18 protein-coding genes are annotated in these 21129 nt (G+C 66.0%); 6 read left to right on the top strand and 12 right to left on the bottom strand.

What is annotated here, in order from left to right:
* The 7 genes from AC1D34_RS01730 to AC1D34_RS01700 all read right to left on the bottom strand — a co-directional run.
* Positions 1-3543 (bottom strand): FecR domain-containing protein (locus AC1D34_RS01730; RefSeq protein WP_476823336.1); only part of this gene is annotated, 3543 nt, incomplete at its 3' end.
* Between the two features lie 125 nt (positions 3544-3668).
* Entirely contained in the window at positions 3669-4154 is a 486-nt protein-coding gene (locus tag AC1D34_RS01725; protein WP_441507230.1) for a Pycsar system effector family protein, read from the bottom strand.
* Positions 4155-4310: 156 nt separating this feature from the next.
* Positions 4311-4913 carry a CGNR zinc finger domain-containing protein gene (locus tag AC1D34_RS01720; RefSeq protein WP_476823335.1) on the bottom strand — a complete coding sequence of 201 codons (603 nt, stop codon included), beginning with the start codon at positions 4911-4913 and terminating at the stop codon, positions 4311-4313.
* A gap of 206 nt (positions 4914-5119) precedes the next feature.
* Entirely contained in the window at positions 5120-6367 is a 1248-nt protein-coding gene (locus AC1D34_RS01715; RefSeq protein WP_476823334.1) for an aminotransferase class III-fold pyridoxal phosphate-dependent enzyme, read from the bottom strand.
* Positions 6368-6369: 2 nt separating this feature from the next.
* Entirely contained in the window at positions 6370-8493 is a 2124-nt protein-coding gene (locus AC1D34_RS01710; protein WP_476823333.1) for an ABC transporter permease, read from the bottom strand.
* Entirely contained in the window at positions 8490-9635 is a 1146-nt protein-coding gene (locus AC1D34_RS01705; RefSeq protein WP_476823332.1) for an ABC transporter ATP-binding protein, read from the bottom strand. Before AC1D34_RS01705 ends, AC1D34_RS01710 begins: the two co-directional genes overlap by 4 nt.
* Positions 9632-10600 carry an extracellular solute-binding protein gene (locus AC1D34_RS01700; protein ID WP_476823331.1) on the bottom strand — a complete coding sequence of 323 codons (969 nt, stop codon included), beginning with the start codon at positions 10598-10600 and terminating at the stop codon, positions 9632-9634. Before AC1D34_RS01700 ends, AC1D34_RS01705 begins: the two co-directional genes overlap by 4 nt.
* On the opposite strand from AC1D34_RS01700, the gene AC1D34_RS01695 reads away from it, so the two are divergent.
* Positions 10601-11386, top strand: coding sequence for a LysR family transcriptional regulator substrate-binding protein (locus AC1D34_RS01695; protein ID WP_476823330.1), 786 nt, complete (start codon positions 10601-10603; stop codon positions 11384-11386).
* A 113-nt stretch (positions 11387-11499) separates the two neighbouring features.
* Here the strand turns inward: AC1D34_RS01695 and AC1D34_RS01690 are convergent, their stop codons facing one another.
* A complete protein-coding gene (locus tag AC1D34_RS01690) occupies positions 11500-12834 on the bottom strand; it encodes a dicarboxylate/amino acid:cation symporter (RefSeq protein ID WP_441490156.1) in 1335 nt (444 codons plus the stop codon).
* Positions 12835-13047: 213 nt separating this feature from the next.
* On the opposite strand from AC1D34_RS01690, the gene AC1D34_RS01685 reads away from it, so the two are divergent.
* Positions 13048-14766 (top strand): sensor histidine kinase, encoded by a 1719-nt coding sequence (locus AC1D34_RS01685; protein WP_476823329.1) that lies wholly within the window; start codon positions 13048-13050, stop codon positions 14764-14766.
* Complete coding sequence (locus AC1D34_RS01680) at positions 14763-16130, top strand: sigma-54-dependent transcriptional regulator (RefSeq protein WP_476823328.1); 1368 nt, start codon at positions 14763-14765, stop codon at positions 16128-16130. The genes AC1D34_RS01685 and AC1D34_RS01680 overlap by 4 nt, the downstream gene beginning before the upstream one ends.
* Before the next feature lie 147 nt (positions 16131-16277).
* On the opposite strand, the gene AC1D34_RS01675 is transcribed toward AC1D34_RS01680, so the two are convergent.
* Both AC1D34_RS01675 and AC1D34_RS01670 read right to left on the bottom strand, forming a co-directional pair.
* Positions 16278-16553 (bottom strand): hypothetical protein, encoded by a 276-nt coding sequence (locus AC1D34_RS01675; RefSeq protein WP_476823327.1) that lies wholly within the window; start codon positions 16551-16553, stop codon positions 16278-16280.
* 8 nt (positions 16554-16561) lie between these two features.
* Positions 16562-17329, bottom strand: a complete 768-nt coding sequence (locus AC1D34_RS01670) for a DUF899 domain-containing protein (protein ID WP_441507239.1) — start codon at positions 17327-17329, stop codon at positions 16562-16564.
* A gap of 130 nt (positions 17330-17459) precedes the next feature.
* Here AC1D34_RS01670 and AC1D34_RS01665 point away from each other — a divergent pair, with 130 nt between their 5' ends.
* Both AC1D34_RS01665 and AC1D34_RS01660 read left to right on the top strand, forming a co-directional pair.
* Positions 17460-18680: a helix-turn-helix domain-containing protein gene (locus AC1D34_RS01665; protein WP_476823326.1), complete on the top strand. Its 1221-nt coding sequence runs from the start codon at positions 17460-17462 to the stop codon at positions 18678-18680.
* 10 nt (positions 18681-18690) lie between these two features.
* On the top strand, positions 18691-19332 hold the full coding sequence (locus AC1D34_RS01660) for a Vgb family protein (RefSeq protein ID WP_476823325.1): 642 nt from the start codon (positions 18691-18693) through the stop codon (positions 19330-19332).
* 39 nt (positions 19333-19371) lie between these two features.
* Here AC1D34_RS01660 and AC1D34_RS01655 read toward each other — a convergent pair whose 3' ends face one another.
* Positions 19372-19893 carry a cysteine dioxygenase gene (locus tag AC1D34_RS01655; RefSeq protein ID WP_476823324.1) on the bottom strand — a complete coding sequence of 174 codons (522 nt, stop codon included), beginning with the start codon at positions 19891-19893 and terminating at the stop codon, positions 19372-19374.
* 193 nt (positions 19894-20086) lie between these two features.
* Between AC1D34_RS01655 and AC1D34_RS01650 the strand changes: the two genes are divergently transcribed.
* Positions 20087-20557, top strand: a complete 471-nt coding sequence (locus tag AC1D34_RS01650) for an Lrp/AsnC family transcriptional regulator (RefSeq protein WP_441490492.1) — start codon at positions 20087-20089, stop codon at positions 20555-20557.
* A 97-nt stretch (positions 20558-20654) separates the two neighbouring features.
* Here the strand turns inward: AC1D34_RS01650 and AC1D34_RS01645 are convergent, their stop codons facing one another.
* A complete protein-coding gene (locus AC1D34_RS01645; RefSeq protein WP_441490493.1) occupies positions 20655-21071 on the bottom strand; it encodes a MerR family transcriptional regulator in 417 nt (138 codons plus the stop codon).
* Positions 21072-21129: the final 58 nt, after the last annotated feature.

Raw genomic sequence — 21129 nt, 5'->3', positions numbered from 1 at the left:
GTCGTAGCGCTCACCGATATAGTTCTCGATCACCGAGAACTTGATGCGGCTGGGATGGACGAAAGTYAGCCCGGCGCGCGCGAAGCGACGCGGCACGAACGGCACGTCGACTTCCAGGCCGTTCGCGTCGATCGTACTGGAATTGGCCATGCCGATGGTGCCGAAGACGCCGATGCCATGCGTCAGCCAGATATTCGCGGTCGCCGTGACATAGTCGATCCTGGCCTTGTTCAGGTCGAAGCTGTCGAGCGTGTCGGGGAAATCGAGCCGCAGGTTTCGGGCTCGCTGGTTCTGGTACTCGACTGCGGTGAAAATGTTCTGGGTCCATTCGGCGTCCCAGCGCAGCGCCACCGWTTCCTTGTTGCCGCCGAGCTGGACCGGCAGGGCGTTCGGAACCAGCCCCACCGTGGTCACCGGTGACAATGTGAACCCGTTCGGCAACTCGGTGTCGCGCCGCCAGGCCGCGCGCAGCCAATGGTTATCGATCGGGGAGAAACCTATGCCGATGCGCGGATCGGCATAGGTCTTGGACCGCGACGGCCCCATATCGGCGCCGAGCAGCTGGATGCCACCCTCGATCTGGATCTTGTCGGAGGGCTGCCWTTGCAGATTGGTATAGGCGCGACCGGCCGTGAAATTGCTGCGGGTGCCGTCAAAGGTGTCGTTGCTTTCCAGGAACGAAATGAGGGGAATGGACAGCGTCGCGCCTTGCGCGATGAAGCTGCGAATGCGTCCGCTCTGGCCTTCGAGGCCGCTGCGCAAGGTGAAATCGCCGAAGCCGAAGGTATGGCTGAGCGCGGCCGTGACTGAATCGACCTTCGTGTCCTTCCGCTCGCGCGTGTCGAGCGACAGGAAGAACGGCCCGAAGGTTGGATCGTCGATGACGGCGGCATTCGTCACAGTCCGACGCTGTGACTGATCAGCCCCGGTCGCGACCACTGCACCGGTCAGCACGTTGCGGTAGCCGAATGTGTGGCTCCAGCCGGCGCCGGCCTGATAGGTCTTCACGGAATTGGTATCAGCGTCGAAGAGGTTGATCGCCGGAGCGATCAGATCCGGCTTGGCTGAGTTCACCGTGCCCCAGAGCAGGAAGCGATCGGCCGCACTGGGCGCGATACCGACGAATGCCGCCGCCGACTGGCCGTCTTCGCCGCCGGCCCGGCCGCGGCGATTGCCCGTGTCGATCCGGTTATAGGACAGGGAAACCGATGTCGGCACCGGCTCGTTGCTGAAGGCCTGGACCATGGCCTCGCTTTGCCAGCCGTTGCGGCCGTTGCGGCGTATGAGAGAGCCGCCGAACTCGATGTCGATGAAGGGCCGGCGCAGCAGATCGATGCGGCCGATACGGCCGGAGACCGCCAGCGGATCGAAGAACAAGCCCTGCAGGATGAGGTTGCCGGCGACATCGGCGGTACCGCCTTCGATCTGGTCGAGCGTCGGGCGGGCGAAGAGCGGCCGGGCGCGGCGCGCTGCCGATTGGTCGAAATAGCTCGTGGCGCTGAACGGATCGGCGACGCGGTCGGTGTAATAGCGCCCCCAATCCTCGAGGCTCAGCAGGCGATAGGCCTGCCCGAGATAGGAACCACCGGTCTTCGTCGTCGCCAGCGCCGCGAAATAGCCCCCACGGTTGCGATAGCGTCTCACAGCCTCGCGCGCATTGATGATGGCGGCATCGGCCTCGAGCTGGTCGACGGCGATGGCAGTCCGGGTGATGGATATGATGGGATCGTTCTTGTCGAGACGGTCGGCATTGTCGAGCGCCTGGCCAGCCACTCGCAGGTCACCACTCTGATATTGGGCAATGGCGACCGCGAGCAGACTCTGCGCGTCAGCTGGATTGGCGGCGCTTCCGGCGAGCGTGAACTCCAGCGCCTTCGCCATGTCGCCCTTCTGCAGGTAGTAGCGCCCCTTGGCGGTGTAGGCGGCATCGAGCGAGGGATCGAGCGCCAGTGCCTTCTCGATCAGCCTTCCGGCTTCATCGACGCGGCTCTGGTCGAGCAAGAGAGTGGCGAGATTCGCATAGGCAACAGGATCATCGGGATCGACCGCGATAGCCCGCCGGAAGGCACGCTCGGCCTCAAGCGGCGCATCGCGGGCGCTCTCGGCGAGGCCAAGGCCGTTCCAAAGCGTGGCCTCGCCGGGAGCGACCTCCGTGCCGCGCGTGAAATCGGCAACGGCCCCATCGAGATCGCTGTCGATGCTGCTCTTGAGGTAACCGGAGGCCAGCAACGTCTCGKGGCTGTCGGGATCGATGATGCGCATGCGCTCGACGGTGGCCCGCATCTCGTCGCGTCGGTTCAGGAGCAACGAGATCTGCGCCGACACCATCGAGGAGAGCAGGTGGCGGGGCGCCGCCTTCTCCGTCTGGCGCAGCACGTTCGCCGCCTCTTCCAGACCTTTGCCGAAGCCCATGACATAGGCGGCACAGACATTCTGGTCCGCTCCGCCGACGCGTGGCATTGGCAGCACGCGCTTGGGTTCGGCCATCGTGGCGGCGGCGTAATAACCGCATCGCGCCGTCAGTTGCTGGCGCCCCGTCGTGCCACGTGCCGCCCGCGCGAACAGCGCGGCTGCTTCCTTGTAGCGCTTGGCCGAACCCGCGAGCATCGCCTCGACGAGATCGAGGCGGGCGCTCTGGCTGGAACGGTTCGCCTGCGTCTCGCCCGTACCGCGCCGCGCCGCAGTCCAGTCCTCGTCCGGGCCCGGGATGAAAGCCGGACGCTGGCCGAGGCGCCGGCGCGCCTCYGCCACCGCCTGCAGCACGATCTCGCGCGGATCATGACCCATGCCATTTTCCGCAATCGCGACCCAATCCTCAGTCGTGCGCGCCGGGATCGGGATGGCGGCGAGCCGCGCGCGCTCGCTGCGCCGTGCCGCACCGTCGAGGCGGGTCGCCGGCAGGCCACGGAAGAGGCCGCGCAGCTCCATGTAGAACAGCATCTGCTCGCGATCGTCGGACCTGACCAGAACGGTCTTGGTCGGACGTTCTCCGATACGCGCCGTTGCGCCTTCGCCTTGCTGGACCGTGACCGAGCCCTGGGGGTTGCTGAACTCGACTGTGCCTTCCAGCACGACCAGCGACGTGCGGTCGCCCTGGACCGACAGCGACCAGTCGGTGCCGCGGATCGCGGCCGAGGCGGCCGGCGTCTTCACGGTCACGCCAGTACCGCCGCGCGAGGCACGAGCCCAGACATTGCCATTCGGCACTGTCAATTCGGTCGTGCCCGTCGCCGCTGCGACCTGGTTGACGACGAGCGTCGACTGGCGCCCGACGCGGATCGTCGTCTGGTCCTGAAAGGTGATGCCGAGCGTCCCGATCTCACCGGTACGCAGCGTATCGCCCCCAACCACGTCCTGGCGCACGACGGCCGGGTGCCAGCGCGGCTCTCGCTGCAGCTGCAATTCCTCGCCGCCCTTTGCGGAAACAATGGCGCCGGCGCGAGGCGTCGATCGCGGTACAGGCTCCTGGGCCGATCCCGCCGTCGACGTTGCGGCCACAACCATGAGGCCGGCAAATCCCCGGCGAACGACGCGGCGGAACATGGTGAAGCCCCCGGAGCAATCCAAAACCGTCTAACTAGCTTTTGCTGGTTACAGGTATTAGGGGATGACCTACCGTCCGGCTGTGCCTTTTAGGCAACACGCCGGAGAAGATTTCCAAGCTCCGATTAAAGTGACTTGGCCAAAGATATGGCCCATGTCCACGGGACGGCAGTCAACAAGAGTGCAATCAGCCCCCGCTTGAGGCAGCGAAACTTCGAACGCAGTATCCGGGCGTTGACGTAACACTGGTTCAACACGTCATCGAGGTATTCTTCTTCCGTCATCTTGACGAAGCGAGAACGAAACTCGTCCTGCGGGAGGCCTGCGACAGTACCGAAAAAGGAGAGCGATGGTTTTCCAGCCCGCAGGCGAGGAATCTGCCCGCGCATCAACTGGTACAGAACCGTCGCGAACCCGCCCGCCGCAACGGCCAGGGCAAACATAAAAATGCCGTTCCATTGCTTTACGGCAGGCGTTGCAGCCGAGAGCGCGCCCATCATAGCAACTGTGATGCCCATCAGCCCGGCGCTGCGGCTATCATGCCGCCCGATCCAGTCGATCATCTGCGAAAGCGACTTCTCGGCCCGCTCCCTGACCCAGTCCTCAGCCATTTTCTGCCCTCGCCCCACCAAGTCCCTTTGCGTCAATCCACAATCACGCGCAAGCACCTTCAATATCGACCCGGCATCATCGTGCTGGAGATCTGTCGTCCCAGATCATGACATCACGCAATGAAGTCTCTCGAAGAACGAGGTTCGAACACTGCTTCAGCTGGCTTCGAACTTCCGCGCTCGAAACGCGCGCATTTTCGCGCGGTTGCCGCAAACCTCCATCTCGCACCAGCGTCGCCGCCGATTCTTGGTCGTGTCGAACATCAGCCAGCCGCAATGGTCTCCCTCGCAGCGCTTGACCCGCGCGAGATCTTGCTGGGTCATCACGGTGAGAGCCGAGAGCGCAATCGGCCCGAGCACTGCCTCGACGAGGGCCGTGTAGGGGTCCCATGTCCAGGCGAATCCACCGCCGGAGGTCGAGAGCCGCGCCCGGCTCAGGCAATGGGCATGAGCCGCCGTCAAGGCCGCGCGATCCTCCTCCCGCGGCGTATCGCGTCGGGCCAATGCCGCGCCGATCTCGTAGATGGTTTCCCGAAGCGCATGGGCCTCGCTCAGCAGCCGGGAAGCGAGAACCTCGTCGGCAGCGACCATTGCCAGAGCCGCATCCCTGTCCGTGTCACTGAGCAGTTTTGCGAGATGCGCCCAGAGGACGATGTCGGCCCCGTTATGCAGATACTCGGCATGCTGCGCCCCTCCCCGATCCGCGACAGAATTGACAAAATCGAAGGCGAGCTCGCTGGCGATAAGCGGCAAGCTCACAGCGCGGCTGGGGGGCGGCGGATCGTTGGCATCCATGTAACCGCCTATACCCCTTTAAAAGGTTCTATCAAGCGCTTTCCTCGCGCTCCCCCCGTAGCGGAGAGCCTGCGGGACACTTGCCCTCAGGGATGCCTCTGACCATGTTGCTGGCCCTCCCGCAGACCGCACGCGGCATCTTGCAGACACGCTGCGTCAGCAGTGCGATTTCAGCAAGGAGGCGCCGCCGCTATCCTTTCGAGCCGTTCGAAACACAGTTCGAGTTCGGCATCGGTCACGGTCATGGGCAGAGAAAAGCCGATGCTGGCCGGCCCTTTGGACGTCGTCGAAAGGCCGAACTCGAAACAGCGCGACACGAGCCTGGCCGCGAATGCCGGGCCGGGATTCATGCCGAAAGCGGCGGGATCGAACTCGATGGCGAGCAGCAATCCGCACCCTCGTACACCGAGAATGGCTGGGACCTCGCTTGCGAGAGCGGCGATGCGCGACCTGATGCGCAGTTCAAGCTCGGCAGCGCGCCGCACCAGCCCGTCACGCTCGACGATATCGATCATGGTCAGGGCGGCTCGCGTGGTGAGCGGGTTCTTCTCATGCGTGTAGTGGCCGAGATCGAGCTCGGGGGCGATGTCCAGCCGCGCGTCGGCGATAACGGCGGCGATCGGCAGGAGCCCACCGCCCAGCGCCTTACCGAGCACCACCGCGTCGGGGATGGCGCCGACATGTTCGAAGGCGAAGAAGCGGCCGGTCTTGCCGAGGCCTGACGGAATCTCGTCGAAGATCAACAGTGCACCGTGCCGGTTGCAGAGATCGCGCACCTCGGCCCAGAGCCCGTCCGGCGGGACATGGCAGTTGGAGCGGATCGGTTCAGCGATGACGGCCGCGATACCGGTCTCAGATGCCCCAAAGGCTTCGCGCATCTCCGCGAGCATGCGCTGCGCGCCGTCCGGCGCCCAATAGGGCGTCACGTGCCGACGCCCCGGCAGGAAGGGGCCGAGGCGCGGGTCCGCTGCGGCTTTCGACAGGCCAAAAGCGCCGAAGMCGTGCCCGTGATAGGAGCCTTCCAGCGAGATCGTCTCGTGGCGGCCCGTCGTCACGCGCGCCAGCTTCAGGGCGATCTCCATGGCGTCCGAACCGCCGGTCGCGAAGAGAACCTTGGCCCGCGCACCGGGCCAGTACGCCAGCAGCTTCTCGGCCAGCCCAACTGCGGGTTCGTTGGTGAAGCGGCGCGGCGCGAAGGGCAGCGTATCGAGCTGACGCTTCAACGCCGCGATCACCTCGGGGTGACCATGCCCGATATGGTGGACGGTGTTGCCGTGCAGGTCGATGAAGCGCCGCCCCTCGTCGTCTTCGAGCCAGACGCCCTCCGCGGCCCGCAGTGCCGACAAACAGGGGCTCGATCCCTTCTGGTGGAAGAAGGCAGTTGCGTCGCGCGATACGAGATCGTCTTCCATGGCCATCGTCATTTCGAGAATGCTGAGAAGCGCGGCAACGTCGGCCAACGCAGTGGCGAGAGCCGGTGCCGACCAGGCTCCCTGCGCTTCTCGATCAATCTTGCAAGGCCGATGGCGGCGAGCGCGAAGGCCAGCAGGACGAGGCTCTTGGCGGCGGCGTAGCCAAATTCACCGGAGCTGGCGTGGTTGAAGATCGCCACCGCAGCGAGCTTGTGGTTGCCGGAGACCAGGAAGATGATCGAGGACAGCGTCGTCAGCGCGTCGATGAAGACATAGAGCATGCCGAGCAGCAGGGCGGGCAGCAAGATCGGCAGCGTGACGTTCAGGAAGCGCAGGACGAGGCCGGCGCCAAGACTCTCCGCCGCTTCGTCGATGGAACCGTCGACACGCTGCAGGGCTGCACGGGCCGCCAGCACGCCGACGAAGATGTTCGAGAACAGGATATTGACGACGAGGATCGCCGAGGTTCCGGTCAGCGACAGGCTCGGAATGCCGAAGGGGATGTTGAAGGCGACGATATAACCGATGCCGAAGATGATGCCGGGCAGGATCGCCGGCACCAACACGAGGAAGACGATGAGGTTGGCGCCCGGCGGCCGCAGGCGCTCGACGACATAGGCGATCACCACGGCGAACAATCCACCCACCGGGCCCGCGATCACACCGATACGCAGGCTTTCCCAGACGAGTTCGAGACCGCGCTCGGAGCTGCCGTAGCCCGTGCCGGCAAGGCCGACCTTTGCGCCTTCTCCCGTGAAATGGCCGAGCGTCAGGCTCCAGTCGGTGCCCCAGACCTTTGTCACAGCACCCAGCGCCATGGTGCCGTAGACCGCGAAGATGAGCGCGCCGACCATCCCGGCCAGCGTTGCCAGGCCGATGCGCCAGGAGCGCGGCATCGGCAGCTCTGAGCGCCCCGCGATGCTCGCGCTCGAGTAGCCCTTGCGGCGCCCGAACAACTCGAGGCCGAGATAGAGCAGAAGGGAGGGGATGATCAGCCAGACACAGAGCGCCGCCGCGAGCGGCGTATTCCTGTAGGCGGTGATCTCGTCATAGACGATCCCGGCGAGAACAGGGGTATCCCGGCCGAGAATCAGCGGATTGCCGAAATCCGTCAGGCTCATGATGAAGACGAGCACGATCGCGCGTTTGATCGCGGGCAAGGCCAGCGGCAGCGTGACATGGCGAAAGGTGGTGAAGTGACCAGCGCCAAGCCCGGCTGCGGCCTCGTCGATGCGCCCGTCCTGCCGGCGCAGGACGTTGTCGAGAATGATCAGCGTCGCCGGCATGAAGGACAATGTCTGTGCCAGCACGACGCCGAGAAGACCGTAGAGATTGGTCTCATCAGCGTCGATCAGCCCGAGGCCCTGGTCGAGCAGCGAATGCGTCACCAGCCCGCGCCGGCCGAACAGCATCACGGTCGCGGTCGCGATCAGCACCGGTGGTGCGACCAGCGGCATCAGGAAGACGCCTCTCATCACAGAGGGCCAGGGCACACCGCCGCAATTGATGCCGTAAGCCAACGCAAACGCCAGGGKCACCGTGAAGACCACCGACAGGCCGGCAAGCGTCAGGCTATTGAATGCAGCGTTTCGAAGATAGGAATCCTGGAAGACCTTCAGGTAGTGGTCGAGCCCCCAGCGCTCCTCGGAGCCATTGCGCAGCGTGTCGAACGCCTGCTGGCCGATCAAGCTCTTCACCCTGAAGGCGAGCGCAGTCCGTTTGTGCAACATCACATGCGCGAGCGCCTGATTGTCGGCCACCTCGGCCCTGTCCTGCGGCCCAAGGGCGGTGAGTGCGGCCTGCATCGCCTGAGCCTGTTCGGAATAGGGCGCGGTGCGATCCCAGGGCGGGGTGAGCCCGGCGAGCCGGAAGGCCGCAGCGCTCCCTTCGACGCGTTCCGGCTCGGTCGCCGTCTCGCTCCAGCGGCGCATCAGGATTGCCCTGTCTTCCGTCGGTAGCTGGTCCAGGGCCTCGACCGTGACCGCCTTCAGGCGCACCAGAGGCATCGGACCGGAGATGACGAAGCTATTGACGAGCACGGCGCCGATCGGCACGCCGATGAAGACCAGCAGCAGCAGCGTGACGACGCCGCTCGCGAGTGCACGCGGCACTTGGCGCAGCAGGCGCGTCATGACCGGCCCCGCGCCGGTATCAGCGCCGCGCGCCGAGCATCTGGCATGACGATGACCGGCGCGCCGCGTGTGCCGATCCGCTCAGCCTCGTGCGACGGGCAATCGGCAATGACGGTCCGCCCGGAGTCCAGCGTCACGGTGAGGCGCACGACGGCACCAAGGAAGGCCGCGCCCGCGATCCGCCCAGGGAGCCCGCTTACCCCAGGGTGGGCAGCTGAGGCGACCCCAATATGCTCGGGCCGATAGACAGCGGTGACGCGTTCGCCGGATCGGATATCGGGCGGGAGCGCCATGGGCCAGATCTCGCCATAGGCGTCCACGCCGCCGGCCACCGCATGCCCTTCGATCAGGTTCGAGACGCCGATGAACTGCGCGACGAAGAGGGAACCGGGGCGGTGATAGATTTCCGCGGGCGTGCCGATCTGCTCGAAGCGTCCGTTGCACATCACCGCGACCCTGTCGGACAGGGCCAGGGCTTCTTCCTGATCATGCGTCACATAGAGGGTTGTGATGCCGAGCCTGTCGATGATCGACCGCAGCTCGTTACGCAGCTTGACGCGGATGCGAGCATCGAGTGCCGACATCGGCTCGTCGAGCAGCAGCACCTCGGGATCGGATGCGAGCGCGCGCGCCAGTGCGACGCGCTGCTGCTGACCGCCCGACAATTCGTGCGGATAGCGTTCGAGTAGTCGCTCCATCTCGACGAGTCGTGCCAATTCGACGACGCGGCGCTCCCGTTCATCGCGGCCGCGCGAGGCGATCGTGAGCGCGAAACCGATATTCTCGGCGACGGTCTTCGTCGGAAACAGCGCATAGGACTGGAAGACGAAGCCCATGCGCCGCCGCGCTGGAGCCATGTCGGTGACATCCTGCTCCGCGCGCAGGACGCGCCCGCCATCCGGCCGCACGAAGCCGGCGATGATCCGGAGCAAGCTCGTCTTGCCGCAGCCGGAATCGCCGAGAAGGGTCACGAATTCTCCCTTGGCGAGATCGAGCGAGACGGCATCGACCGCCCGGGCGGAACCGCCATAGGATTTGACGATGTCGCGCACGGCCAGATGCGGCCGGCCCCTCACGAGGGCCGGTCGCTCTGCGGCAAGGGGCGAGGCCGCCAGTTCGATCACGGTGGCCAAATCCGTCACTGCTTGAGGATGCGGCTGGCGAATTCGCGCCGGAACGCTGTCATGTCGACGGGGCGGCGCATCTGCCAGAGCGTGATCTGCTTCAGATCGACCAGACCGTGCCCGGGCACCGCGGTCGCGCCCACCACCTTGCCGAGCACAGCGGCGGCATCGTCGCTCGCCATGAAATCGAGGAAGACCTTGGCCTCGGCCGGGTTGGGACCGCCGGCAACGAGACCACCGCCCTCGGTGACGTTGGGCGTGATCCGGCCATAGACGATCTCGACCGGCTTGCCCGAGGCCTTGGTCTCGAAACAGGTGGTATCGAAGGTCAGGCCGATCGCGACTTCGCCCGCGCCGGCCAGTTGCGCGCCACCGGAACCTCCATCGGAATACTGGTAGACGTTCTCGTTCAGGTTCTCGACGAACGGCCAGCCGAAAGCGTCGACGAAAGTGGTGAGGATGGCGCCGCCGGTGCCCGATTTGAGCGGCGACGGCAGCGAAATCTCCTTGCGATAAGCCGGCCTGATCAGGTCTTCCCAGGTCGCGGGCATCGGCAGGCCCTTCTGCGCCAACCGTTCCTTGTTGACGACCATGCACATCGTCGTGGCGAAGTACTTGTTGTAGAAACCATCAGCGTCGCGGAAGGCGGGCAGGATCTTCGAGCCCTTCGGCTCGTAGGGCTCGAATACGCCGGCCTGCTTGAGTTGCTCCAGAGCGGCTTTGTTGACGAGATAGACGACGTCGGCCTGCGGCTTGGCCTTCTCGGCGATCGCGCGCTCGGCGATCGGGCCGGTCGAACCCGATACGAACTTCACCTCGATATCAGGATGCTTTTTCTTGAAGGCGCCGACCAGCGCGGTGTTGACGCTGTCGGAGGCGTTGTAGATCACGACCTCCCTGGCGAGTGCGGCGCCGCCTGCCAGGGTGAACGCCGCCGCTGCGATGGCGCGCTGGGCGTCAGCCAGCCTGCGATCACCCAGCACGTGAAATCCCTTGAGGATGCCGTCGGGACGCGCCTGTTCCTGCGCATGGCGGGCGGTGTAGAACTGACGCCGGACGCACTCGACCTGTTGCCGAGAGTCCGGCAGGCAATCCTCATGCTCGACGATATCTCAGCCCGGATGAGCAACGGCCGCCGCCTTGCCGTGGGCCATCTCTCCATCGGTCTATGCGCGCCTTATGTGGCGATGCCGATCCTGAAGCGCTTTGCCGTCGAGCATCCGGGAGTGCAGCTCGACCTGCGGCTCGAAAATTCCAGCAACCTGCTGGACCTCGTCGCGCAGCACCGCGTCGACATCGGCATCGCGACCCTGCGCGAGCCGCATCCGGATTTTGCCTGCAACTTTCTGCTCGATCAGCGGCTGGAGATCCTGGTGCATGCCGGCCATCCCTGGTGGGAGCGCAGCCAGATCGAGGCAGCCGAACTGGTGGGTCAGCGCCTCGTCACGCGCGAGGCCGGCTCGATGACCCGCCATCTCTTCGAGACGGCGCTGGCCGACCACGGCATCGAGATCACGCCGCATCTGATCCTTGGCAGCCGGGAGGCGGTCAAGGAGGCCGTAGCGGCCGGCATCGGCGTCGGAATCGTGCTCGACCGCGAGCGCGGCTTCGACCCCCGGCTGCGCGCGCTGACCGTCCGCGACTTCGATGTCATGGCCGGAGAGTATCTGGTCACGCGCCGGGAGACCCGCAGCCTCGGAAGCGTCGGCGCCTTCGTCGCCATCGCGCTCGCGGCCTTCAAGGGAGGAGCGGCCGATCGCAGCCTGTAGATCGCAGCCCGGCTGGGGCCGGGCCGCGGGCTGCCCTGCGCTGCGGACTGGCCAGCCGGTGGCTGGCACATTCCGCAGCTTCAGGTCCGCTCACGTGCCAGCGGCGGCAAGGATCACTCGGCCGGGGCGAGCAAGGGCTCGTCGAGCAGGTCCGGCAGATCGCCGCTCAGCGCGGCCTTGAGCCGGTCCTGATCAAGCTCGCCCTCCCAGCGCGCCACCACGATCGTGGCGACGGCGTTGCCGATGAAGTTGGTCACCGCACGGCATTCCGACATGAACCGGTCGATGCCGAGGATCAGCGCCATGCCGGCAACCGGGACGGCCGGCACGACGGACAGGGTGGCGGCCAGCGTGATGAAGCCGGCGCCCGTGATCCCGGCCGCTCCCTTCGAGCTCAGCATCGCCACCAGCAGCAGCAGGATCTGGTCGCCGAGCGGCAGGTGGATGTCCATGGCCTGGGCGATGAAGAGCGCCGCCAGCGTCATGTAGATATTGGTGCCATCGAGGTTGAACGAGTAGCCGGTCGGCACGACGAGGCCGACGACGGAGCGCTTGCAGCCGGCCTGCTCCATCTTCTCCATCAGGGTCGGCAGCGCTGCCTCCGAGGAGGACGTGCCGATCACCAGCAGGATCTCTTCCTTGATGTAGCGGATCAGCGCCAGGATCGAGAAACCGTTATAGCGCGCGACCGCACCGAGCACGACGAGCACGAAGATCGCCGAGGTCAGGTAGAAGGTGCCGATCAGCATCGCCAGATTGGCGACGGAGCCGATGCCATAGCGGCCGATGGTGAAGGCCATGGCGCCGAAGGCGCCAAGCGGGGCCGCCTTCATCAGGATGGCGACGAGCTTGAAGATCGGCGCCGACAGGGCCTGCAGGAAGTCGACCACCGGCTTGCCGCGCTCGCCCACCATCGACAGCGACAGGCCAAACAGCACCGAGAAGAACAGCACCTGCAGGATGTCGCCGGAGGCGAAGGCGCCGACGATCGTGTTCGGGATGATGTTCTGGAGAAAGCCGACCACGCTGGAATCATGCGCCTGGGTCGCGTAGCCCTGCACCGATTTCGCGTCGAGGCTGGCGGGGTTGATGTGCAGGCCGGCGCCCGGCTGCAGCAAGTTACCGACCACAAGCCCGATGATCAGCGCCAGCGTCGAGAAGGTCAGAAAGTAGATCATCGCCTTGCCGGCGACGCGCCCGACCTTCTGCATGTCGCTCATTCCGGCGATGCCGGTCGAGACCGTCAGGAAGATGACGGGCGCGATGATCATCTTCACCAGCTTGATGAAGGCGTCTCCGAGCGGCTTGAGGGCAGCGCCCTGCTCCGGCCAGAAATGGCCGAGCAGGATGCCGGCCGCGATGGCCGCGAGCACCTGCACATAGAGATGCTGATAGAATTTCCTGGCAGGGGCCGGCTGGGCCGGCGCCTGGTCGAGCGTGATCGCCATGACTTCCTCCTTGGGGTCGGTCTCGCGGTGTTCTTGCTGTTCTGGACGCCGCTTGGCCGCGCTGTTGGCAATCGCCGTGCCAAGCCCTGAAGACGAATTTAATTGCGTATATTCAAATACTTGACCGGCCACGTGCTTCTCGCGGCGATGCACCCTGGCGATCCCCCGCACAGCGAAAGGTTGATTTGTGCGGATTTCCGCACATGATGGGACATGACCATACCCCCGCCGGAAGAGCGCGACCGCTGGGCGGCCAGGCGCCCCTGGATCGCCTTCGGGCTGCTTGTCGCGGTCATCGCCGTCGTCGCCTTCGTGATCGCCGGCGATATCGGCCGCAACCGCGCCATCGCGACCACGCACGCTCGCGCCGAGGATGCCGGCACGCTGGCGCTCGCGATCCTGCGCGGCGAATTGGAGAAGCAGCGCGCATTGCCGGTCATCCTGGCGCGCGATCCCGATGTGCGCGCGGCCCTGGTCGATGGCGACAGGCAGGCCCTCGACAGCAAGCTGGAGGCGATCGCGCGCGAGACCCGCGCCGCCGTGATCTATGTGCTCGGCAAGGACGGGATCACGATCGCCGCGAGCAACTGGCGCGAGCCGACGAGCTTTGTCGGCAACGACTACGCCTTCCGCGACTATTTCAGCGCTGCCGTCTCCGGCGGCGCGGCCGAGCAGTTTGCGCTCGGCACAGTCAGCAAGCGCCCCGGCCTCTACATCACCAGCCGCGTGGATGACGGCGAGACCGCGCTCGGCGTGATCGTGGTCAAGGTCGAGTTCGACCAGGTCGAGGCCGATTGGCGGGCGCTCGGCGGGCAGACCTTCGTCGTCGACAAGCGCGGCGTCGTGCTGCTCTCCACATTTGCGGACTGGCGCTTCCGGGTCGAAGAGGCCCTGGCCCCACAGACGGCAGCTGAGATCCGGCAGTCCCTGCAATTCGGCGCCGCGCCGCTGACGCTGCTGCCCTTGCAGCGCGAGGGCGAAATTGTCCGCGGCACCGGCGCTGTTGCCGGAGCGCATGTCGCCTCGGGTATCCCGATCCCGACCACCGACTGGAGGCTCGAAGTGCTCCTCCCGGTCGACCAGGCGATCCGGCGCAGCGCCGAGGCGCGGATCAAGGACGAGCTCGAACGGCGCGTCGCCGAGCGCACCGCCGCGCTCGCCGGAGCGAATGCCCGGCTCGTCGAAGAGATGGCGGAGCGCACGCGGGCGCAGGAGCGCCTCTCCGATGCGCGCGAGGAGTTGGCAAAGGCCAACCGGCTCGCAACCTTGGGCCAGGTCACGGCCGGCGTCGCCCACGAAATCAACCAGCCTCTCGCCGCGATGCGGACCTATGCCGAGAATGCCCGCGCCTTCCTCGAGCGCACGGATGCGGCCAGCGTCGACGGCGCGCTCGGCAAGATCGTCAGGCTGACCGAGCGGATCGGCACCATCACGGACACGCTGCGCGGCTTCGCGCGGCGCGGCGGGGGGCCGCTTGGGCCGGTCGATCTTCGAGAGGCGATCGACGGCGCGCTGATGATCCTCGATGCCGCGCTGCGCCAGGCCGGCGTCACGCCGGTGGTCCCGGCGCTGACCCCGCCGGTCTCGGTGCTTGCCCGCCCGGTCGAACTCGAACAGGTCCTCGTCAACCTGATGCGCAACGCCGTCGAGGCCATGGCCCAGCAGCGGAACGGGCAGGCACCGCGGCTCGCCATCAGCATCGCGACTGAAGCCGAGCACGTCGAGATCGCCATCGTCGATAACGGACCGGGGCTCGACGCGGAGGCCCTGGCGGCGCTCTTCACCCCGTTCCGCACCACGAAATCGCGCGGCCTCGGCCTCGGGCTGGTGATCTCCCACGACATCGTCGCGGCCTTCGGCGGCACGCTCAATGTCGCCAGCCGCGCCGGAGAAGGCAGCACCTTCACGATAAGCCTGAAGAGAGCCGCATGACCGGTCCCGACAGCACCCACAGCATCATCGAGGTCGCCTTCGTCGATGACGATCCCGATCTGCGTGACGCCAATGCGCAGGCGCTGCGCCTCGCCGGCTTCCGTGCGGTGCCCCTGGGCTCGGCCCAGGCCGCGCTCGACCGTATCGGCCCGGACTATGCCGGCGTCGTCGTGACCGATGTACGTATGCCCGGCATGGACGGCATCGCCTTGTCCAGGCAACTGCGCGCCCTCGATCCGGACATTCCGGTGATCGTGATCTCCGGTCATGCGGATATCGCCATGGCGGTCGAGGCGATGAGCGAAGGCGCTTATGACTTCATCGCCAAGCCCTATTCGACCGAGCGCCTGGTCGAGACCTTGCGCCGTGCGGTGGAGAAGCGCGCGCTCATCATCGAGAACCGTCGCCTGCGCGCGCTTGCCGCCAGCTCCGACGAGGAGACCGCGCTGCTCGGCGAGGCGCCTGCCATCCTGCGCCTGCGCCAGACCATTCGCGATCTCGCCGATGTCGATGTCGACGTCCTGGTGCTCGGCGAAACCGGCACGGGCAAGGAGGTCGTCGCCAATCTGCTGCATCGGCTCGGTCGCCGCCGTGACAAGCCCTTCGTCGCGCTGAACTGCGGCGCGCTGCCCGAGAGCGTCATCGAGAGCGAGCTCTTCGGCTACGAGGCCGGGGCCTTCACCGGCGCGCAGAAGCGGCGGCTCGGCCGCATCGAACATTCCAGCGGCGGCACGCTCTTCCTCGACGAGTTGGAGAGCATGCCGCCCGCGGCCCAGGTCAAGCTGCTGCGCGTGCTGGAGATGCGCGAGATCACGCCGCTCGGCTCCAACGACCTGCGCCGCGTCGACCTGCGCGTCGTCGCCGCGACGAAGCTCGATCTCGGCGACCCCGCGCAGCGCGGCGATTTTCGCGAGGATCTCTATTACCGCCTCAACGTGGTCACGTTGCGGATCCCTCCCCTGCGCGAGCGGCGCCGCGACGTGCCGCTGCTCTTTGCCCAGTTCCTCGCCCGGGCGGCGCGAAAATACGGGCGCGAGGTGCCGGCGCTGGACCGCAGCGTCGAGCGCCACCTGGTCGAGAATGCCTGGGCGGGCAATGTCCGTGAGCTGGTCCATTTCGCCGAACGCGTGGCGCTCGGGCTCTCCGGCGACATGCCGGCTGCGCAGGCGCGCAAGGATGCAGTGCCTTCCAGCCTGCCCGAGCGCCTCACCGCGATCGAAGCGAACCTGATCCGCGAGGCGCTGGAAGCCAATCGCGGCGATGTCCGCGCAACCCTCGAGATGCTGGGCATCCCGCGCAAGACCTTTTACGACAAGCTCGCCCGTCACGGCATCGACCGCGCGGCTTACGCGATGCCCGAGTGAGCTCCGGCGGGGATAACCGCCCGCGCACCGGCGTGCGAGCGGATACCAACGGCACGAAATCGCTTGATGCCCCCCGCAGGGAGGCCGTTGTGGCGCAAAGCCGGACTCGGGCATTATGGCCGGTGTCCGCCATCGTCATCGTGAACGTCAGCGCCAAGTCCTCAGCGTGCGCCGCCGCTCCTGCCGACTGGCGATCAGCTTCAGCCAGGGCGCCATGTGGAAAGCGCTCATCAGCACGTACATCGGCACCATTCCGTTCAACGGAGATGCGCCTTGTGCGGCCGTGCAGAGGATATCCAGCTGACTACCGCCATTCATGCCGGTGAGCAGCGCCATGACCGCGAAGGTCGGCGCTGCCGCGAGGCATAGCCAGTCGGCAGCACCGTGAGCCGCCACGCCGCCGCTTTCGGAACGGATCGCCATGACCTCACTCACCCCTGCTCGTATTCGTCGTGGCGGCGCCACCAGGGACCACCGGCCTCGTTGCGCCCCTTGGGTGCGCGGTCGAGCCAGGGATACATGCCCCAGATGCCATCCACCCCGCGCGCATAGGTGGAATAGGTGTGGTAGACGACGCCATTGTCGCGCACGAAGGCGCTCATGCCCGGCCTGTCGCGCGTATATGTCGGCACATCGGTCCCGGACATGGCCGCGAAATCGGCGACGGGGCCCGTGACCGGCAGTGCGTCCATTACGAAACCGCTGCGCCGATAGTTGTAGTCTATCGCCCCCGCGCGCTGCACGTCCTCGGTGAACGAGACGTTGAAGTCGTAATTGAAGTCGCCGCCGGCCGAGGATGCCCAGGGAAACGTCCACCCCATCCGCTGCTTGTAGGCCTGCAGCTTGGTGAGCGGCGCCCGCGACACCGCCGTGAGCGTCACATCGTGGTTCGCGAGGTGCAGGTAGAAGCCGTTGAACCCATCGGCGATTGCAGAGCAGGACGGGCACCCCGCCTTGTAGTCGGGCCCGAACATGAAATGATAGACGAGGAGTTGCGAGCGCCCTCGAAAGAGGTCCGTCAGTGCGGCGCTGCCATCATCGGTCTCGAAGCGGTACTCCTTGTCGACCTGCACCCAGGGCAGTTCCTGGCGCCGCCGCGCCAGTTCGTCGCTGCGCCGTGTCAGGTCCTTCTCGTCATCGAGCAGCCCGAGCCGGGCGGCCAGCCACTCTTCACGCGTCCCGGTGATATGTATCGTCATTGTCGCAGCTCCTGTCGTCAGGTGACCTTCGCCGCTCGCCCCTCTTGCGAAGCGACGGGTGGTCGGCGGTGATGAGATTGATAGGGACAGCGCCTCGAGGGGTGGGAGTGACAAATGTGACGGGATTCCGATGGACTCTCTGATCACCGCGGCGGCGCGCGCGCTTGCCGCAGGCGATCCCCTCGGCGCCTTGAACCGGGTTGCGCTGCGCGACGATGCGCCCGCGCTCGCGCTGCGGGGCATCGCGATGGCCCAGCTCGGGGATCTCGTTCGGGCGAAGGGTCTCCTGCGGCGCGCGGCCCGTTCCTTCGGCCCGAAAGAGGCCGTGGCGAGAGCACGGTGCATTGTCGCCGAGGCCGAGATCGCGCTCGCCTCCCGCGACCTCGGCTGGCCTGCGAAGGCGCTCGATGCAGCGCGCGCGACACTCGAGGAGCACGGTGACCGGCTGAACGGCGCCCATGCGCGGCATCTCGAGGTGCGCCGGCTCCTGCTGATCGGGCGCCTCGACGAGGCCGAGCGCAAGCTTGCCGAACTCGACCCCATCCCCCTTCCGCCCGCATCGCGGACCGTCCACCAACTGGTGGCGGCAGGAATCGCGATGCGACGCCTCCGGACGAAGGCGGCGCGTGTTGCGCTTGCGCATGCCGAAGATGCGGCGCGCCTTGCCGGTATCCCGGCGCTGACCGCAGAGGTCGAAAGCGCGGCCCTCCTGCTGAGCACAACGGCAGCACGGCTGATCGCGCGTGGCGAGGAGCGCCCGCTCCTGCTCCAGGATGTCGAGGCGCTGCAGGCGTCGGATGCTCTCGTGGTGGATGCGTGCCGATATGTGGTGCGCGCCCCGCACAGGGTTGTCTCACTCGCCACCCGCCCGGTCTTGTTCGCATTGGCACGGACACTGGCCGAAGCGTGGCCTGGGGACGTATCGCGCGACATGCTCGTCGCGCGGGCCTTCGGAGCGAAGCAGGCCGACGAATCGCACCGCGCCCGGTTGCGGGTCGAAATTGGGCGGCTGCGCCGATTGCTGCGGGGGCTGGCCGGCTTAAGCGCGACGAAACAAGGCTTCTCGCTAGCGCTGCACCACGCTGGCGATGTCGCCGTCCTGGCCCGGCCCGTTGAGGAACGGCATGCGGACGTGCTGGCTTTCGTTGCCGATGGTGAGGCGTGGTCGAGCTCCGCGCTCGCGCTTGCGCTTGGCGCCAGCCAGCGGACCGTGCAGCGGGCGCTGGACGCGCTTGCGGCAACCGGAAAGGTGCAATCCTTCGGTCACGGACGGGCGCGGCGCTGGATCACCCCGCCGATGCCGGGATTCACGACAACCTTGTTACTCCCCGCTCCGCTGCCAAGCGACTAGGATGAGAGGCATGGAAAAATCAGCAGCCGAAATTCTCCGTGAGTATGGTCCCTTTCCGGGTGTCGACCACGTCCACGGATTGACCTTCGATGGCCAGCACGTCTGGTTCGCGTCCGGCGACAAGCTGAGCGCGCTCGACCCTGCCAGCGGGAAGACGGTTCGCTCGATCGAGGTGGCAGCACATGCCGGAACGGCCTTCGACGGCCAACACCTGTTTCAGCTTGCCGAAAGCCGCATTCAGAAGATCGATCCGAAGACCGGTCATGTCCTTGCGACGATCCCCGCTCCGGGCGGCGGCGGCGACTCGGGGCTCGCCTGGGCCGAAGGGACACTCTGGGTGGGGCAGTACCGGGACCGCAAGATCCATCAGATCGATCCCGAGACCGGGACGATTCTTCGCACAATCGAATCCAATCGCTTCGTCACCGGAGTCACGTGGAGCGACCAGGAACTCTGGCACGGCACCTGGGACGGTGACGAGAGCGACTTGAGACGAGTCGACCCTCGAACGGGAGAGATCCTGGAGGTGCTCGATCTGCCGCCCGGCATGGGCGTGTCAGGGCTCGAGGCCGATGGCGGTGATCAGTTCTTCTGCGGAGGCGGAAACAGCGGCAAGGTGAGAGCCGTCCGCCGGCCGAGGCGCCTGGCCTAAGTCTCGATCCCTGCCGGCCGCGCTCGCCTGCAGCGCAGTTCAGTTCGTCAGGACGGTGAACTCAGTCTCGATCGACGAGGCGTGGCGTTGATGATCGAAGCCGTAGATATGGATCGAGATCGCGTCCGTGCTGCCGCGGTTCTGCATGCGGTGGATATTGGGACCTGAGGGCAGCATGCAGCCCACGAAGCCCGGCATGCGCGCATGCTCCTGGGTGGGGACGGCACGGCTCTCGTCGACGGCGCGATACCAGGTTTCGGTGACCGTTCCGCTGACCACCCCGAAGCAGCAGGAGCAATGGTGATCGTGGATCGACGTCGCTGCGCCGGGGCTCCAGACCATCGCCCAGACGCTGACGCCATCGTCACCCACGAGAAGGTTCCGGGCATAGCTGCCGGGCTTGCGCTCCAGGGGCAGGCGCAGAATGGCTTCCGGATTGGCAACGATCTCTTCGAGCACCGCGCGGGCCGCCTTGAGGTAATCGCGGGAAAGCGTGCCGCTATCCGTCCGTAGGACCTGCAGCACGTCTGCGCGCCTGCCCTCGCTCAAAAACCCCTGCATGACGCGAACTCCCCTCTCCATCGCTTGCAGCAAGGATAACTCGGGAGACGGGAAACGCGTTTGCGATCTCGGTCAAAAATTCCCCACTTCTAGAAACTCATACCAATTTGTTCTCTGTCCTTGAAATTTGTTACCCATTCCATGATCAAATGGGCAACCGGATCGCGCGATCGCATGAGGGACCATGGCCAAGCTGGATGAGTTCGATCTCAGAATTCTCTCCTGCCTGCAGAGGGACGCCAGCATGCCGCTGGCCGAGCTCGCCGCAGAGGTTGGCCTCTCGGCCACTCCATGTTGGCGCCGCGTGCAGAAGCTGGAAGGCAGCGGCCTCATTCGAAAGCGGGTGGCGCTGCTCGACCGTACAAGGCTGGGAGCCGGCGTAACCGTCTTCATCGCGGTCAAGACGAGCCGCCACTCGATGGAGTGGCTCGAGCGCTTCCACGCCGCCGTCGCCGACCTGCCCGAGATCGTCGATTTCTATCGGATGAGCGGCGAAATCGATTACCTGCTCAAGGCTTTCGTGCCCGATATCGCGGCCTATGACGCCCTCTACAAGAAGCTGATTTCACGCGTCGACCTCAACGACGTGACCTCCATGTTCGCAATGGAGGAGCTCAAGTCGACAACTGCGATCCCCCTGGCCTTCGCCAAGGACGGCTCCTGAGCCCGGAGCAAGCGCCAGTGGCTGTCGACCCCCGGTCCTCCGGTCGCGCAATGCTCGGCAACCGCCGGCAATCCCGGACGGTTCGGGCTCAACCCTGTCAATGACCGTGGCGACATTGTCCGTGATCGGCCAAGGCCTCGATGATCGCACAGTCGCAAGCCTTGACGCCGCCCGAGCAAGTGGTGGCGATGCGAGCGAGCTCGGTCTCCAGCGAGCGCAGCTTCGCGATCTTGTCGCGGACCTCGTCGAGATGGCTGACCGCGATCGCATGGGCTTCATCGCAGGCCATCGCCGGATTGTCGGAGAGGCGGAGCAAGGTCCGGATGCCTTCTACGGGGAAACCCAGATCTCGCGCGTGCTTGATGAAGGCGAGCCGCTCGATATGGCGTCGTCCGTAGCGGCGCTGATTGCCTTCCGAACGCTCGGGTGGCGGCAGCAGCCCGACCTGCTCATAATAGCGAATGGTCTCGACCTTGACGCCGGTCCGATCGGAAAGTCCGCCGATCGGAACCACCCGTTCGAGTTTTTTTGCCTCAAGCATGATTTCCCTCTTGAACCTCTAGTCACTCCAG

Source organism: Allobosea sp. P1_A7 (genome assembly GCF_056406775.1).
Note: the sequence above shows the minus strand (reverse complement) of the source record. Positions and strands in the feature narration are given on the sequence as shown.